Annotated in this window: 10 protein-coding genes and 1 pseudogene; 8 read left to right on the plus strand and 3 right to left on the minus strand. The window is 70.0% G+C overall.

Annotation, left to right across the window (positions count from 1 at the left end; genetic code table 11):
• Both AB0367_RS18930 and AB0367_RS18935 read right to left on the minus strand, forming a co-directional pair.
• Positions 1-2281 (minus strand): hypothetical protein (locus AB0367_RS18930; protein WP_366227628.1); only part of this gene is annotated, 2281 nt, incomplete at its 3' end.
• A gap of 168 nt (positions 2282-2449) precedes the next feature.
• Positions 2450-3922, minus strand: coding sequence for an NlpC/P60 family protein (locus tag AB0367_RS18935; protein WP_366227629.1), 1473 nt, complete (start codon positions 3920-3922; stop codon positions 2450-2452).
• Between the two features lie 340 nt (positions 3923-4262).
• On the opposite strand from AB0367_RS18935, the gene mqnE reads away from it, so the two are divergent.
• From mqnE to AB0367_RS18955, 4 genes and pseudogenes are all read left to right on the plus strand, one after another.
• On the plus strand, positions 4263-5432 hold the full coding sequence (gene mqnE / locus AB0367_RS18940; protein ID WP_366227630.1) for an aminofutalosine synthase MqnE: 1170 nt from the start codon (positions 4263-4265) through the stop codon (positions 5430-5432).
• Between the two features lie 30 nt (positions 5433-5462).
• Complete coding sequence (locus AB0367_RS18945; RefSeq protein WP_366227631.1) at positions 5463-5732, plus strand: DUF4229 domain-containing protein; 270 nt, start codon at positions 5463-5465, stop codon at positions 5730-5732.
• 931 nt (positions 5733-6663) lie between these two features.
• The gene (locus tag AB0367_RS18950; protein WP_366227632.1) at positions 6664-8019 is read left to right on the plus strand and encodes a hypothetical protein; all 1356 of its coding nucleotides are present in this window, start codon (positions 6664-6666) and stop codon (positions 8017-8019) included.
• Positions 8020-8300: 281 nt separating this feature from the next.
• Positions 8301-8891: pseudogene (locus AB0367_RS18955) on the plus strand (AAA family ATPase); the annotation flags it as partial.
• Between the two features lie 494 nt (positions 8892-9385).
• On the opposite strand, the gene AB0367_RS18960 reads toward AB0367_RS18955, so the two are convergent.
• Positions 9386-9982: a DUF5317 family protein gene (locus AB0367_RS18960; RefSeq protein WP_350546177.1), complete on the minus strand. Its 597-nt coding sequence runs from the start codon at positions 9980-9982 to the stop codon at positions 9386-9388.
• Positions 9983-10473: 491 nt separating this feature from the next.
• Between AB0367_RS18960 and AB0367_RS18965 the strand changes: the two genes are divergently transcribed.
• The 4 genes from AB0367_RS18965 (at position 10474) to lepB (ending at position 15943) form a co-directional block, all read left to right on the plus strand.
• Positions 10474-12468 carry an AAA family ATPase gene (locus tag AB0367_RS18965; RefSeq protein ID WP_366227633.1) on the plus strand — a complete coding sequence of 665 codons (1995 nt, stop codon included), beginning with the start codon at positions 10474-10476 and terminating at the stop codon, positions 12466-12468.
• Between the two features lie 235 nt (positions 12469-12703).
• Positions 12704-14599 (plus strand): hypothetical protein, encoded by a 1896-nt coding sequence (locus AB0367_RS18970; protein ID WP_366227635.1) that lies wholly within the window; start codon positions 12704-12706, stop codon positions 14597-14599.
• 28 nt (positions 14600-14627) lie between these two features.
• A complete protein-coding gene (locus AB0367_RS18975) occupies positions 14628-15194 on the plus strand; it encodes a SigE family RNA polymerase sigma factor (protein ID WP_366227636.1) in 567 nt (188 codons plus the stop codon).
• A complete protein-coding gene (lepB, locus tag AB0367_RS18980) occupies positions 15191-15943 on the plus strand; it encodes a signal peptidase I (protein ID WP_366227637.1) in 753 nt (250 codons plus the stop codon). Before AB0367_RS18975 ends, lepB begins: the two co-directional genes overlap by 4 nt.
• The last annotated feature ends 4 nt before the right edge of the window (positions 15944-15947 follow it).

Consider the following 15947-nt stretch of genomic DNA (forward strand, 5'->3'; position numbering starts at 1 on the left):
GGCCGGGGATCGGTGGCGGGCCGGGCAGTGGGGGTGGGCCGGGGAGCGGCGGTGGTTGTGCGGCGCCGAACGATGGTGCCGGTTGCGCGTCCGGGATGCCGAAGGCGGGTGTGGCCGGCGTGTCGGCGGCCGGCGTGGGCGTGCCGAATGGTGGCGGGCCGGGGATCGGTGGCGGGCCGGGCAGTGGGGGTGGGCCGGGGAGCGGCGGTGGTTGTGCGGCGCCGAACGATGGTGCCGGTTGCGCGTCCGGGACGCCGTAGGACGGGGCCGGCGGGGCGTTCGGAGGCTGGAACGGGCCGGGCGGGAACGGCGACGGGAACGGCGACGGGAACGGCGACGGGAACGGCGACGGCGATGGGAACGGCTGCGGCTGGGGCCGGGGCTCCGGGTGCGGGAACGGATCCGGCGTCGGGCCGGGCCGCGGGGTCGGTTCCGGCTCGGGCATCGGTTCGGGCTCGGGGGCCGGTGGGAACGGCTTCGGGATCGGCTCCGGGGTCGGCGCAGGCGGGAACGGGGTGGGCTCCGGCTGCGGTACCGGCTCGGGGCTCGGGAAGGGCGAGGGGGTCGGGCCTGGGATGGGCTCGGCCGGCTCGGGCTCGGCCGGGGGCTGGTCGACGGCCGGGGGCTCGGCGCTCGCGGCGCCGCCGCGGTAGACCTTCGGGATCGTCGTCGCGCCCCGGGCGGCCTGGGCGGCCTCCTCGGCGCTGACGGTGTGCCGGCCGGCCACGGAGGCGCTGGCCCGGACGGCCGCGACCGCGGCGCCCGCCCCGACGCCGGGGGCGTCCCCGCCCGGCGCGGAGACGGGTGCGGGGTCGCTCGCGAGCGGGTCGGATGCCAGGAGGCCGGCGGGCGGGGTCGCGGCGATCGACGGCTCGGGGATCGGCGGCGGGTAGGTGCCCGGGAACGCGGGGACAACCGGCGGCTGGGAAGCGGCCGGCTCCGGGGCGGCGTGCGAGGCCGGGCGGCTCTGTGCCGCGAACGGGTGCCTGACCGGCGGCGGCTCGAACGCGGGGGGCTCGGCGGGCGGGGCGTACGAGGGCGCGGCGTCGCTCGGCGAACCGTAGGAGTTGCTGGGCAGCGGATATGCGGTGGGGGCCGGCACCACGGGCGGCTCCGGCGACGACGGGGCCGCTGGCGTTTCGGCGGCGGCCGCAGCGGGCGCGGTCCAGGGCTTCGCGAACGCGTCCCAGGACGACTCCATCGGCACGCGCGGGGTCCGCAGGCGGCTCGACAGCGGCGGCTCGTCACCGTCGATCGGCGCGGGCGGCTCGGCAGCGGCGGCCGGCCGTCCAAAACTGGTGGCAGGCGGTTCAGGCGCGGCAGCCGGCGGTGCAAGACCGGCGGCCGGCGGCTGGAAGGCGGCGATCGGGCCTGACGGGGGCTCTGATTCGCCCCGGACGTCGGCGGCGGGAGCGAAGCCGGTCAGCGGGGCCGGACCGAACGGGGCGGCCAGACCGACCGAGTCCTCGCCCTCGGTGCGACGGGCCGGAGGAACGGTGGAGGGCGGGGTCGGGTCGGTGGGGGGCGGGCCGTACACGCCGGGGGCCGGCGCAAGGCTCGGCAGTTGATAGGCCGGGGCACCGCCGACCGCCGCGGCGATCACGTCCTCGTCGGGCTCCGCGCCCAGCGCGGCGATCACCTCCGGCTCGTCCGCGACAATGCGCGGACCAGCGACCGGCGGGCCGGAGACAGCCGGGCCGAAGATCGGTGGACCGAAGACGGACGGACCGGAGACGTCCGGACCAGCAGCTGGCAGGCCGGGAACGGGCGCAGCGGCAACCGGCTGAGCGGGGGCCGGTGATCCGGGCTGCACGCCGGCGAAGGGCTCGGAGGTCGGCATGGAGAAGGCGGCGGGTGGCGCTCCGCTCAACGGTTGCGCGTCCGAGACGGCGCCGGCGGAGGGAGCGGCGGCCGGCACGCCCGCGGATGAGGGGACTCCCGCCGTACCGCCGTCGGAGAAGGCGGCCATCAGGGCCGCGACTTCGGGGTCTTCCTCCTCGTCCACGGCGCCACCGAACGGGTTGGCGCCCGGCCACAGGGCGCCGTCCACCGGGGTGGGCGGCGGCTCGTACGCCTGGTCGGGGAGACCCTCGTCCGTCGGCGTGGGGGGCAGTTCCGCGCCGACCGGCGGCGGGGGCGGCAGCGGTGGCAGGTCGGCGCCGTCCTCTGGGGGTGGCTGGCTGCCCGGTGGCATGCCCCCCGCCGGGGCCGAGCCGCCGAACGCGGTGCCGGTCGGAATCGCCTCGCCGCGTGCGCCGTCGCGCGTCTCGCGCTCGTCCATCGCTGCCCTCCATGAACCGGTGCCCTACACAGGCATCATCGCGCGGCCGACGGCCCCCCTTCCATCGGTCAACGTGTCCACGGTGCCACATCGAGTCACGCGGTGCTGGGTCGCAGACCGTCGGGTTTTGGATCTACCGCCGGGATTCAACCTGCCCCGCGGGCAACGTCAGCCGTCGGAGGCGCTGGTCGTCACCTGGGGCGCGGTGCTGGCGCCGGCGGAGGGGGACTTCGCGGCGGCCGACGACGGCGACGAGGCGGCCGACGACGGACTGCTCGGCTCGGGAGACGGCGGCGGAGGCGTCGTCGGATCGTCGGACGGACGGGTCGACGGGCTGGCGGTCGGCGATGGCGATTCCGACTCCGACGGCTTGGTGCTCGGCGTCGGGCTGCCACTCGGCGAGGCGCTGCCGGTCGGCGAGGCGCTGCCGGTAGGCGAGGGTGACGTCGTGTTGGTCGGCGACGCCGAGGCGGAGCCGCCCGGGGCGGCGGTCGTCGTGGTGCTGGACGGCTGGGGGCCGCCGGGTGAGGGCACCGCGTCGAAGATGCGGGTGGCGCCGAAGAGCTTTGACCAGCGCACCTCCGCGATCTTGACCTTTTGGCCACTCGTCGGGGCGTTGACCATCTTGCCGCCGCCAACATAGATGCCCATGTGGTAGATGCTGCGCCAGTCGCTCATGTCGGTGGCGAAGAACACGAGGTCGCCGGGCAGCAGCTGGTCGCCGGGGCGGTTCTTCGTCGGGCGGATCGCGCGCGTGCCGTGGTACATGTCGTTGGCCACGCGCGGGACGCGCACGCCGACCTTCCCGTAGGCCCAGTACGCCAGGCCGGAACAGTCGAACGTGTCCGGGCCCTCGTCGCCCCAGACATACCAGGCGATGTTGACCTTGCTGAGCGCGTAGTTGAGCGCCTGGATCGCCTTGGGGTGGGCCACCATGCCGTCGATGACGGGGTTGTCGACCAGGCCGGGGCTCAGCGCCTGCTCGGCGGCGTCCTGCTCGGCCTCGATCCGCAGCACCAGGGCGTCGTTCTCGGCACGCACCTGCAAGTAGCGGTTGTTCTGCGTCTGGAACTCTGTGTCGACCGGTGTGTAGGTCGTCTGCGCGGCCTGCACCGCCCGCTGGGCCTCCTGGACCTCCTGGCGGGCGGCGGACTCGGCCTCCTGCGCGCGCAGCAGGTCGCGGGCCGCCTGCTGCCCGCCGGGCTGGCCGCCGAGGCCGGGCGCGAGGAGCCCGAACTGGTGCAGGTCGTTCGCGTATCCGTCCAGGGGACCCAGGCCGGCGGCGCGCTTGTAGGCCTCGGCGGCGGCCGAGTCGGCCTTCGCCTTGAGCTCCTCGACCTTCTGGCTCGCGGCGGCGAGCTTGCCCTGGGCGTCGGTCAGCGAGTTTTGCGCCGTCTCCACGTCGAGCGAGGCTCGGTTGCGCTTCTCGCCGAGCTGGGCGACGGTGATCTCGAGCTGGGCCAGCTCGGCGGCCTTGGGGCCGCGCGTCGTCGTGCTGGTCGACGGCGGGGCGGCTGTGCCGCCCTGGCCCGGCAGGACGAGCTGGCCCGAGGCGATCGGGCGGGAGCCGGTGTCAGGGACGTCGCCGCCCGGGTCGGCGTAGGCCGGGCGCGTGACGAGGGAGCACAGCATCGTGCACATGACGGCGGTCGCTATCACGGAGCCGCGGCGGAACCGCCGGCGAGGCCGCGGCGCGGTCGTCACTGCCCGGACAACAGGTGTCTCCAGCGGTGGTGGCGCCGGAAAATCGCCCGGATACGCCGCCCTCAGCACCAGCCCGCTCATCGCCACCGTCCCAGTCGGTTAGCCATGCCAATGGTCGATCGTTATCGATCGATCAGTCGGTCTGCCGCCCGACCGTGTTACTACCCACTAATTTTCTTACCGTACGGAGGCCACACCGTCGAGTGGTGATCAATGTCAGGTTGGTCAGGGGCAGGTGAATGCGAGGGTAACGAGAGGGTCGACGTACGCTGGCGGCGTGGATGCAGGTGTGAAGCGTGAGCTCGAGGCCAAGGTCACCGCAGGCGAGCGGCTGAGCAGGGAAGACGGCATCGCTCTCTATGAGAGTGACGACCTCGTCTGGCTCGGCCGGCTGGCCCACCAGGTGCGCACCGAAAAGAACGGCGACCGGGTGATGTTCAACGTCAACCGGCACCTGAACCTGACGAACGTCTGCTCGGCCAGCTGCGCGTACTGCTCGTTTCAGCGTAAGCCGGGCGAGAAGGACGCATACACCATGCGTATCCACGAGGCCGTCGCGAAGGCGAAGGAGATGGAGGACGAGCAGCTCACCGAGCTGCACATCGTCAACGGTCTGCACCCGACGCTGCCGTGGAAGTATTACCCGAAGGTCCTGCGCGAGCTGAAGGGTGCGCTGCCGGGCGTGAACCTCAAGGCGTTCACCGCGACCGAGATCCAGTGGTTCGAGAAGATCTCCGGCCTGCCCGCCGACGAGATCCTCGACGAGCTCATCGACGCCGGCTTGGAGTCGCTGACCGGCGGCGGCGCGGAGATCTTCGACTGGGAGGTCCGCCAGCACATCGTCGACCACGCGACCCACTGGGAGGACTGGTCGCGCATCCACCGCCTCGCGCACAGCAAGGGCCTGCGCACGCCCTCGACGATGCTGTACGGCCACATCGAGGAGCCCCGCCACCGCGTCGACCACGTGCTGCGCCTGCGCGAACTGCAGGACGAGACGGGCGGCTTCACCGTCTTCATCCCGCTGCGCTACCAGCACGACTTCGTCGACTCGGCGGACGGCAAGATCCGCAACCGGCTGCAGGAGCGCACCAAGATGGCCTCGCCGGCGGAGAGCCTCAAGACGTTCGCCGTCTCGCGCCTGCTCTTCGACAACGTGCCGCACGTCAAGTGCTTCTGGGTCATGCACGGCCTGTCGGTCGCGCAGCTGTCGCTGAACTTCGGCGTCGACGACCTTGACGGCTCGGTCGTCGAGTACAAGATCACGCACGACGCCGACAGCTACGGCACGCCCAACACCATGCACCGCGAGGACCTGCTCAACCTGATCTGGGACGCGGGCTTCCAGCCGGTCGAGCGCAACACGCGATACGAGATCGTGCGGGAGTACGACAAGCCGACGCCGCTGGCCGATCGCCGCGCTGAGCCGCAGCAGGTCTGGGCCTGACGCTACGCTGGGAAAACCATGTCACCGTTTGTGAAGTACTCGCTGGCCCGCCTCGGGTTGTTCGGGGTCGTCGCGCTCGCCGTCCTCGTCGTGCCGATCGACATCAGCGTGCCGCTCAAGTTGATGGTCGCCGTGCTGGTCTCCGCGGTGCTGGCCCTCTTCCTGCTAAAGGGGCTGCGCGAGGAGGCGTCCGTGCAGGCCGTGGGGATGGCCCAGCGGCGTGCGGACAAGCGGGACCGGTTGCGTGCCGCCCTCAACGGGGATGACGACGAGGGCGAAAGCGCCCCTAAAAGGGACTAATGCCCTTTAAGGCTTAGGTGCGGGTGCTGCCGGGGCTCCTCGCCGGTCGCGTCGTTGGAGACCTGCCATGGGCCCCGGGGCCTTCTCGGCGCCAGAGACGCAGTGGCTGCGCGCCTTCGTACTGGAGCCGGAGCGTCGGAATGTTCGCCAAGAGCGACGGCCACGCCCGCAATGGTCCAGCAGCCTTTGTGTCACCGACGGCCCAGACGGTGCGCAACAGGGAGACGAGCCTGCCGCTGACCGAGTACGCCGACTGCACGTGACGCGTCATCGGAGATAGTGACATCCCATCGGAGATCACGACAGCACTGGCAATGCTCGCCAAAACGGAGTTAATTCGCCCTTAATCGGAAGGTCGCGGGTTTGAGTCATCACGCCGCTGACCGCTCCTTTGCGCGCGGACGCGACGTCGGCAGTATTAACATACACCGATTTACGACGCTGCGATTACCGCCCGCGATGCTCACCGATCGGTAGCTGAACCGAAACGTATTGTCGATGGCGGCGGTCGGCGGGCTCGGCGCCCGCGCCGCTGTGAACGCGCACGGGGACCGCTCGGCGTCGCCTGCGCCACGCCAGGAGCCGTTGCGAAGACAAGCCGCCGATGGAGTCCCGGTCGCGCTCGACCGGCGCGTCAGCTCGGCGGAGACGGCCATGCGGCGGCCACCGTGCCGTAGCCGGGTGCAGCGCGGGGACCGGCGGACGATATGCCTCGAAAGCCCGAGTGACCGCAAAGGGAAACGAATAGGGAACGGAGTAGGCCTTGTCCCCCGTTCATGTATGAACGGCAATAAGGCTCTTGCGCCGCTGTGGGGTCTGTCGTACCGTATTGCGGTCGTGGCATCGCTCTGACCGATGCCTGACCTCATCTCTCTCGACCTACACGGGGAATCGGGGGCAATTTATGCGCCTTATGCGCAAATCTCTCGCTGTGGTCGGCACGGCCGCTCTTGTCCTGGCGGTACTGCCGGGCTTCAGTGGCGTCGCGTCCGCCGCCGCAGCAGCACCTACTCAGATCGGTAACCTGTTCCCGATCACGCCTTCTCGGATCCTGGACACCCGCGAGGGTAACGGTGCCCCCAAGCGCACGCTTGGGCCCAACGGGACTCTCAAGCTCCAGGTCGCCGGCCGCGGTGGTGTGCCGGCGTCCGGAGTCTCGGCCGTGGTGCTCAACGTCACGGTTACCAACCCCTCGCTGCAGACCTTCATGACGGTGTATCCGTCGGGCATCTCGCGACCCAACGCGTCCAACCTGAACATCACCAAGGGCTGGACGGGCGCCAACTCGGTGACCGTCAAGCTCGGGGCGGACGGCGCGGTCAACATCTGGAACCAGGTCGGCACTCTCGACGTGATCGCCGACGTCACGGGCTTCTACGCTGGCACCGAGTCGGCGGGTGCCGCGGGCGCCGGTGGCGAGTACTTCCCGTGGACGCCGTTCCGCCTGATCGACAGCCGCGAATACCCGGACGGCAAGCTCCGCAGCGGTGAGTACTACCAGCTTCCGGTCGGGTTCGCCGACACCTCGCTGAACCCGCACATCAAGGCCGTGGCCATCAACGTCACCGCGGTCAACGCGAACGCGGACGGCTTCTTCACCGTGTGGAACGGTGTCGGCTCGAGGCCGAACACCTCGCTGCTGAACTTCGTCAAGGGCGCGATCGTCCCCAACATGGCGATCGTTCCGACCTCGGCGTGTGACTGGTGCGGCAGCGAGGGCCTGCCCAGCAACATGCAGCAGTTCGCCGTTCAGTACAGCGGCTTCGGCAGCGCCGACGTCATCGTCGATGTGCTCGGTGTGTTCGACGACAACACCATCGGCGAAGGCCTGCACTTCACGCCGACCGACCCGACCCGCATCGTCGACACCCGCGAGGGCCTCGGCATTCCGAAGGCGCTCGGTCCCGCCACCACTAGCACGACGGTGCTCCCCTCGAACCTGCGTGGCGACGGCACTTGGGCGATCGCGGCCAACGTGACCGGCGTCACCCCGACCTCGTCGACGTTCGTGCAGCTGTGGCCGACCTCGCGGCCGAAGCCGGCGGCGGGCAGCACGCTCAACCTCAACCCGGGTGACATCAAGCCCAACTCGGCGCTCATCGGCCTCGACGACCACTGGTCGTTCAGCGCCTACAACCACTTGGGCACGACCAACCTCGTCATCGACGTGAACGGCGTCTACAACAAGTTGCTGACCACGGCGACGGCCAAGGCCGCGACGAGCAAGACCCAGCTGCCGCAGGGTGACAAGGGTGCCGGCCAGAGTGCCAGGAAGTTGCAGCCGTAGTCCCACGCACAGCACCACGCACGTCCGAAGCGCCCGGGGTCGAAGCGGCCCCGGGCGCTTCGCATTGCCGAACCACCCGCCCCGGCTACTGGTTCGAGCTCGAGCGGCTCGATCGCGGCGCAGGCCGCTTCGCCCGCGTAAATGGGTGGAAGAGGGTCTGGGTGGGGCGTATTGTGATTGTCCGCTTGACGGCCGCGGTGAGGTAGGCACCGCAGCGGACGTCCCCACGCGCCAGGGATCTTCCTGGATACGCGAGCGAGCCGACCGACACCTCCACGGGGATCAACGTGCCCGCACTGGAAGAAGAACTCGCCGCCGAGCGAGCGCACCTCGACGCCTCACGAACAGCGCTCCGCCAGATGCGGGAACGCGCTGAAGACCTCTACGCCACCGGCGACCAGGTCGCCGGGGACCCGTTCGCCGCCGAGACACTCGGCCGACACATGGCCCGCCGCATCGCCGAACTGGCCGACAACCCCGACACACCGCTGTTGTTCGGCCGGCTCGACATCAACCAGGACCTCTTCCACATCGGGCGCCGCCACGTCACCGACACCGCTGGCGAGCCGATGGTCCTCGACTGGCGGGCCCTGTCCCGGCGGTTCTACCAAGCCAGCGTCAAAGACCCGCAGGACGTCGAGATTCGGCGCCGGTTCGGGTTCGTCAAGGGCGAGCTGACCAGCTTCGAGGACGAACACCTGAGGCTCGGCGAGGAACTGGGCACCAACAGCGCGATCCTCACCGCCGAGATCGACCGGCCGCGCGTCGGACCCATGCGCGACATCGTCGCCACCATCCAACCCGAACAGGACGCCCTCGTACGCGCCGAGCTCGACGAGTCGATCTGTGTGCAAGGCGCACCCGGGACCGGGAACCCCAACCCCGGAATTCGGCACACTGCCGAGGCTGTCAAGAACGTCAAGCTATCGGGGCGTAGCAGGGCGCGAGTGTCGATTTCGATCGTGAACGGACCATCGGCGGTCAGTGTCTCGCCATCCTTCGCCACCGCATGCGAGGTATTCGTCCTCGCTCCACGGACCGACATGCTCAAGCACGGCCACGCTCATCGGCGACTCACCTCCTGACGGATACTGTCACAAGGGTGCCACGCCGACCGCTCCGAAGGGAGCAGTACCGGCCCCCCGGCCGAGCAGCCGGGTAAATTCGGTGGAGCCCACCCGCAACTCGGATCCGGACGGCTTCCGACGTCCACTCATGACGGGAGACCATGCCTCGCGGCATGGTCTCCCATGTGCGGCCGCTCAGCCTCCGTGCTCGTATGGCGCACCGATCGTGTAGAGCAGGGTCGCGAGCGAGGCGAGCGTCAACACCACGAAGACGGCGCGCCGCCAGTTGATCGACAACGTCATGATTCACCCCCTGTCCGGGTCTGTGTCAGCTGCGCTACTGGCAATTCCCGCCGGTGGCGGCGCATCGCGAGCACGACCACCGCGCAGGAGCCGCCGCTGATCAGGACGTCACCAGGGCTGATGACCTTCCGCAGCGGCGCGATCGGGATGGTGTCGCCCAGGAACGACAACCGGGTGTCGGCGTCGACGGGCGCGTTCTTCGGCGTGGTCAGACCCGGGCGCAGGCCGACTGACTCGGCCATGGCGGGCGAGTACGGCATCCGGCCGTTGACCGCGATGGCGATGCCGTTGAGGACGGCACCGAGCGCGATGACCGCCCCGGCGACGCGGATCGCCGCGGGCCAGTTTCGGAGGTTGACCCCGAGCCAGATCAGCACCGGGGCGAATACGACGACCAGCGGGGGCACGCCGACCCGGATTTCGACGAAGTCCCGCGCGCCGGGCAGGTAGTACTGCGCCGCTTGCACGAACGCGGCCAGCCACAGCAGCCAGATCGCGACCAGCCGGATCGTGCGCAACCCGGACAGGCGCCCGCCCAGCAGATAGCCGACGATCACACCGGCGAGCGGCGGGATCACGATCAGCACCAGCATGCGAATCGACACAGCGCCCTAGCCGCCGGCGTCGCCGCTGAACGACAACGATCCAGTCTGGGCGTCGGCGGGAGCCGCTGCCGCCAGTCCGCCGACTACCCCCGTGAGCGACAGGGCGGTTGCAACCGCCGCACGTCGCCAAGACTTGTGCATGCCGATCCCTTCTGTCAGGCATCTGCGTCAGGATTACTCCTGGCACACGTCAATTGGCGCACAGGGCAGGACGTCCTGATGCCCTCCACGGCATTTGGTACATTTCTGCGCCTGCCACGTGAACCGCCACAGCGGCCGGAACGTCGACATCGAGCAAGTGCACAATCAGCTCCGTCCGGCGCCGTTCGAAAATCGGTGGAGGTGGGCGCCGCGTGCGCGTAGGCTGGTTAGCCGCTTGACGGCCGCGGTGAGGTAAGCACCGCAGCGGACGTCCCACGCGCCGGGCCCACCGCCCTGGATACGCGAGCGAGCCGACCGAGACCTCCAAGAGGATCACCGTGCCCGCACTCGAAACCGACCTTCAACACGAACGCGAACACCTCGCCGCGTCACGACAGGCGCTCAAACGCATGCGCGAGCATGCCGAGGAGCTCTTCTCCACCGGAGACAAGGTCGCCGGGGATGCGTACGCCGCGGAGACGCTCGGCCGGCACCTGGCCCGGCGCATCGCCGATCTCGCCGACAACCCCGACACGCCGCTGTTCTTCGGGCGGCTCGACCTCGACGACCACCAGTACCACGTCGGGCGCCGGCACGTGACCGACGCCGCCGGCGAGCCGATGGTCCTCGACTGGCGGGCACCCCTGTCACGCAAGTTCTACCAGGCCAGCGTCCGCGACCCGCAAGGCGTCGACGTGCGCCGGCGCTTCGGGTTCGTCAAAGGCGACCTCACCAGCTTCGAGGACGAACACCTCACCGCCGGGCAGGACATCGGGACCAGCCGCATCCTGCTCGACGAGATCGAGCGGCCCCGCGTCGGACCCATGCGCGACATCGTCGCCACCATCCAGCCGGAGCAGGACGAACTGGTCCGCGCCGACCTCGAAACCTCCATCTGCGTCCAGGGCGCTCCCGGCACGGGAAAGACCGCGGTCGGTCTCCACCGTGCGGCGTACCTGCTGTACCTGCATCGGGAGCGCCTCCGCCGGGCCGGGGTGCTGATCGTCGGTCCGAACCAGGCGTTCCTCGGCTACATCGCCTCGGTTCTGCCCGCCCTGGGCGAGCTCGAAGTCCAGCAGTCCACGATCGAAGACCTGATCGCCCGCGTGCCGGTCCGCGTCACCGACCCGGTCGACGCGCAGGTGGTCAAGCACGATCCACGCATCGCAGAGGTGCTGCACCGGGCGCTTTGGTCACGGTTGTCCCGGCCGGAGGAGCCGCTGCAGGTCTCGGACGGCGCGTACCGCTGGCGGGTCAGCGTCGAGGCGCTGCGCCGGGTCATCGACGACGTACGGCGCGAGGATCCGCCCTACGCGCTGGGCCGGGAGCGGGCCCGGGCGCGCATCGTCTCCCTGCTGCAGCGCCAGGCCGAGGCCAAGTCCGGCGAGTCGCCGCCCGAGAGCTGGGCACGAAAGATGGGCAAGTCCCGGCCCGTGGCCGAGGCACTTGACGCGGCATGGCCGGCGGTCACGCCCGAGGGGCTCGTCTTCGATCTTCTCCGCGATCCGGAGGTGCTCGCCGTGTCCGCCGAAGGCCTCCTGACGGCCGACGAGCAGGCCGCGATCGTCTGGGTGAAGCCGCCCCGCACCCCGCGCGCCACCAAGTGGTCCGCCGCCGACCTCGTGCTCATCGACGAGGTGGCGGGACTTCTCGAACGCCAGGCCAGCGTCGGCCACATCGTCGTTGACGAGGCGCAGGATCTCTCGCCGATGCAGTACCGCGCGATCGCCCGCCGCAGCACGCACGGCTCGATCACCCTCCTCGGCGATCTCGCACAGGGCACATCGCCGTGGGCTGCGACCGACTGGGCCGAGTCGCTGCGTCACCTGGGCAAGCCCGAGGCCGGGATCGTGCCGCTCAGCGTCGGCTTCCGCGTGCCGGACGCGGTCGTCGCGCTCGCCAACCGGCTGCTGCCCGCGCTCGCCGTCAACGTCCCACCGGCCGTTTCGCTGCGCCGCGACGGCGAACTGACCGTCCAAGCCTTCGACGACCTCGCGACCGCCGCGGTCGCCGAGGCGAAAGCCGCCATGACGTACCCAGGTTCCATCGGCGTGATCGCCGCCGACCACCAGATCGATCAGATGCGCACCGCGCTCGAAGAGGCAGGCGTGCAGCCCGCGGATCTCGACAGCCCCGTCGCCGGCAGGGTCACCGTCGTGCCGGCGACCCTCGCCAAGGGCCTGGAGTACGACCACGTCATCGTGATCGAGCCAGCCGCCATCGTCGCAGCCGAGCCGCGTGGCCTGCATCGGCTGTACGTGGTGCTCACCCGCGCCGTTTCCCGGCTCAGCGTGCTGCACCGCGAACCGCTGCCGGCCGCGCTCCTCAGCTGAGCCCCGGTCGGTTTCCGCCGCTGACCGGACCGGACTCGGTCCTCGCCTCCGTGGCGTGGGACTGCCGGACGGATGAACCAGCCGGCCGTGGGTAGCACGGTGATCCGAGATCACCGTGAGGAAGGGATCTGCATGGTCGGCGTCGTGGGATGGCAGCAGGCCGGGTCGAGGCTGAGCTCGGGCGCAGTACGCCTCTCCCGCGATGCCGAATCGGCGCGATCCGGTAAGCCGAGTCATGAGCGTGGATGACGCGGTGCCTGCCGCCGGTGGTGGCCCGGAGGCTGGACCCGCTCCGGACCGCTCGGAGATTCCTTCCGGGTTTGGTAGCCGTGAGGGTGAGCTCGCCCTACTGCGCGCGTACGAGCCGGTGATCCGGTACACAGCCGGCGAACTGTTCCTGCCGACAGCCGTCGACGCCTACGTTGGCCAGACCAGCCTGTGGCATCGGCGCCCGGGTGAACGACGCGAGGAATGCCTGGCCCAGCCCGGTGAGCTGACACTGGAGCGGCTGGCCGCGGAGGGGGAGCGGTTCGCCGGAGACGGCCTGTACCTGCGCCTTGTCGACCGTCCGATGCATGGTGCCGAGTACCGGCGATGGCGCCGTGAAGGAGCGCAGCCGTCGTTTCGGCCGAGTAGCCGCTTCGCCGCCGTCGGGCTGTTCGCGCGGCTCGTCGACGCCGGTCTCCGTCTGTCCCTTCTTCTGCGGGGGACAGTGCCCGGCGGCACCCGGGCGGCGGCGCACCGGCTGTACGTCACGCGTATGCAGGCGGACGATCATCCCTACTACGCGAGAGTGGTCCGGGACGGCGGCTACGTCGCCCTGCAGTACTGGTACTTCTACCCGATGAACGACTGGCGCTCGACGTTCAGCGGGGTCAACGACCACGAGGCCGACTGGGAACAGGTGACGATCTTTCTCGGTGAGACACTCAGCGGCGCATTGCGCCCGGCCTGGGTGGCGTTCTCGGCCCACGACGAAGTCGGCGACGACCTGCGTAGACGCTGGGACGACCCGGACATCGAGTTCGTCGGTACGCATCCAGTGGTGTACGCGGGGGCCGGATCGCACGCCGGTGCCTACCTACCCGGTGAATACGTGACGACCGTCGCCCTGACGTGGCCGAATCGCCTCGCGGCCGCGTCGCGCCAGGTGGCACGGACTCTGCTGCCCTGGGTCAGGGACATGCCCGAGACGCCCGCCGGTATCCCATTCATCGACTACCACCGCGGCGACGGCCCGGGCATCGGAGTGGGAGAGGGCCTGGCCTGGCATCCGGTGTTGATCGACGACCACACTCCCTGGATTCGTGGCTTCCGAGGGTTGTGGGGCCTGGACACACGGGACCACTTCGGCGGCGAGCGGGCGCCGGCCGGGCCCCGGTATGAGCGCGATGGGTCGGTCCGGCCAGGCTGGGCGAACCCGGTGGCGTGGGCCGGCCTCGACGAGGAGTACCCCACTGTCGAGCACGGTGCCGTGCTGCGGGATAGCCGCGCGAGCTGGCTGGAACAGCGCCTTGCCGAGATCGCCGTCGAGATCGACGTCCACCGGCAGGCGTCGCGGGAGTCGCGCGCCAGCGACCGGGCCAGGGCGGCCTACACGAGCCAAGGTGCGGACAAGACCCACAGCCGTGGCAAGACCGGCTACGGCCAGGACGGCAGGGAGACCATCGCGCGGCTGCACACCGAGCAGACCGCGCTGCGCGAGGAGCTCGATGCGATCGTCCGCGCGAGAACCGAGCCGCCCGTCGAGGCTCCACACGCCCATCTGCGCCGCCGTGCTCTTCCGCTCGCCGCCGACGCCCCACGCCAGCGGTTCCTGGCGATATGGTCGGCCGCATCGGTGTCGGTCATGCTGGCCGGAGTCGCGCTCGTCGTGATAAGCCCGCCAATCGGAGTGCTCTGGTCGTTCGCCGCGCTCATGGTGCTCATGCTCGGAATCGAGTCGGCGGCTCGCGGCCGGCTGGTGCGGTTCACGGCAACCATGGCCGCGGCCGGCGCCACCGTGTTCGCCGTCCTGGGCGTCGTCGAGGTCGTCGTCCGCAACTGGCGGGCCGGAGCGGCAGCCATGCTGATCCTCGCATCATGCGTTCTGCTCGTCGGCAACCTGCGCGCATGGATGACGACCCGTTGAGACGGCGCCAGAGGCGATTAGGGCTGGAATGCCGAGCAACGCGTGCAACGACTCTGAAGCAGATCTCGTTCTGGTAGGTGTGAACCCGTCTGAGGAGCAGGATTTCACGGAGTTCGTTCGGGTCAATGGAGACCAGTTACTCAGATTCGCGCGGCTGCTGGTGCCGGACGCCGCCGAGGCCGAGGATGTCCTGCAGACCGCCCTGCTGCGGTTGACCAAGCACTGGTCAAGACAATTGGAATCTCCGGAGGCATACGTCCGGGCGGCGCTTGTGAATCTCGCGAAGGATCGCGGCCGGCGCAGCCATCTCGTCCCTGTCCCCGTACAGGCTGACCCGGACTTGTTGGCTGCCGGGCGCGATCACGCTGAGGCGGTCGCTGCCCGAGCGCACCTCGACCAAATACTCGGCGCCCTTCCGCCTCGCCAGCGGGTGACGGTCGTCCTGCGCGTCATCGATGGACTCAGTGAAGCCGAGACAGCGGCCGTCATGAGGTGCTCGCCAGGAACGGTCAAGAGCAACCTCGCGCGCGGACTACTCAAGGTCCGCACCGCCCTGGAATCTTCCCTTGCCTCCGTAGAGAGGACGACGCGATGAACACGATTCTGCCCTCGCCGCACGATCCGGCTGAGGAACTGCGCAGGCTGGCAACGGCTGCCACGCCGACAGTGCACGCCCGGGCTGACCTCGCGCGAACGGTCCTCAACCGCGCTCGTCGCCAGCGGCGTGTACGGCGCCTGGGCAAGGTTGCGGCCGCTGTCGGCGGTGGTCTCGTGGTGTTGACCACGGTGGCGGCGGCGAACCTGCTCGGCCGCAGTGACTACTTCACCGTCACCGAACCGAGTGAAGTCATGGAATCCACGATCAATGTGGGGGAACGCGTCGTACTCAACAAAAAGCTGTCGCCCGCCCGCGGAGACATCGTCATCGTGCACCTCGCCCGTGACGGTTACACATACGACGCCATTTTTCGGGTCGTCGCTCTCTCCGGTGACACGATCGGGTGCCCGACCGGCCCGGCCGGGCGATGCGAGGGGGTCGTCGTCAACGGAACAACCTTGCCCGAGCCTTACCTCGGCGCAGCGGTCACCGACCCGTTCCCCACCTCCACGGTGCCGGATCACATGATCTTCCTCCTCGGCGACAACCGCGCCCGCGCCCACGACTCCCGGTTCATCGGACCGGTCCGGCTCACCGACGTCGGTGGCGTGGCGGTGCGGATCGAGAACCGCAACGGTCAGGTCCGAGCCGTTCCAGGTGCCCCGGCTCACCCCGGCCCCGGCGATAGGGACAACGTCGATCCCGCCACACAGGTCCCACCGGCATTCGTTGGGTCGCCGCGGTAGATCA

Source organism: Dactylosporangium sp. NPDC051484, assembly GCF_040689395.1.
GTDB lineage: Bacteria > Actinomycetota > Actinomycetes > Mycobacteriales > Micromonosporaceae > Dactylosporangium.

Coding starts and splice junctions, on each gene's coding strand:
- AB0367_RS18935 (WP_366227629.1), bottom strand. CDS start 3,922: ATGTGCACGATGCTGTGCTCCCTCGTCACGCGCCCGGCCTACGCCGAC.
- AB0367_RS18960 (WP_350546177.1), bottom strand. CDS start 9,982: ATGCTGGTGCTGATCGTGATCCCGCCGCTCGCCGGTGTGATCGTCGGC.
- AB0367_RS18970 (WP_366227635.1), top strand. CDS start 12,704: ATGAGCGTGGATGACGCGGTGCCTGCCGCCGGTGGTGGCCCGGAGGCT.
- AB0367_RS18975 (WP_366227636.1), top strand. CDS start 14,628: ATGCCGAGCAACGCGTGCAACGACTCTGAAGCAGATCTCGTTCTGGTA.
- lepB (WP_366227637.1), top strand. CDS start 15,191: ATGAACACGATTCTGCCCTCGCCGCACGATCCGGCTGAGGAACTGCGC.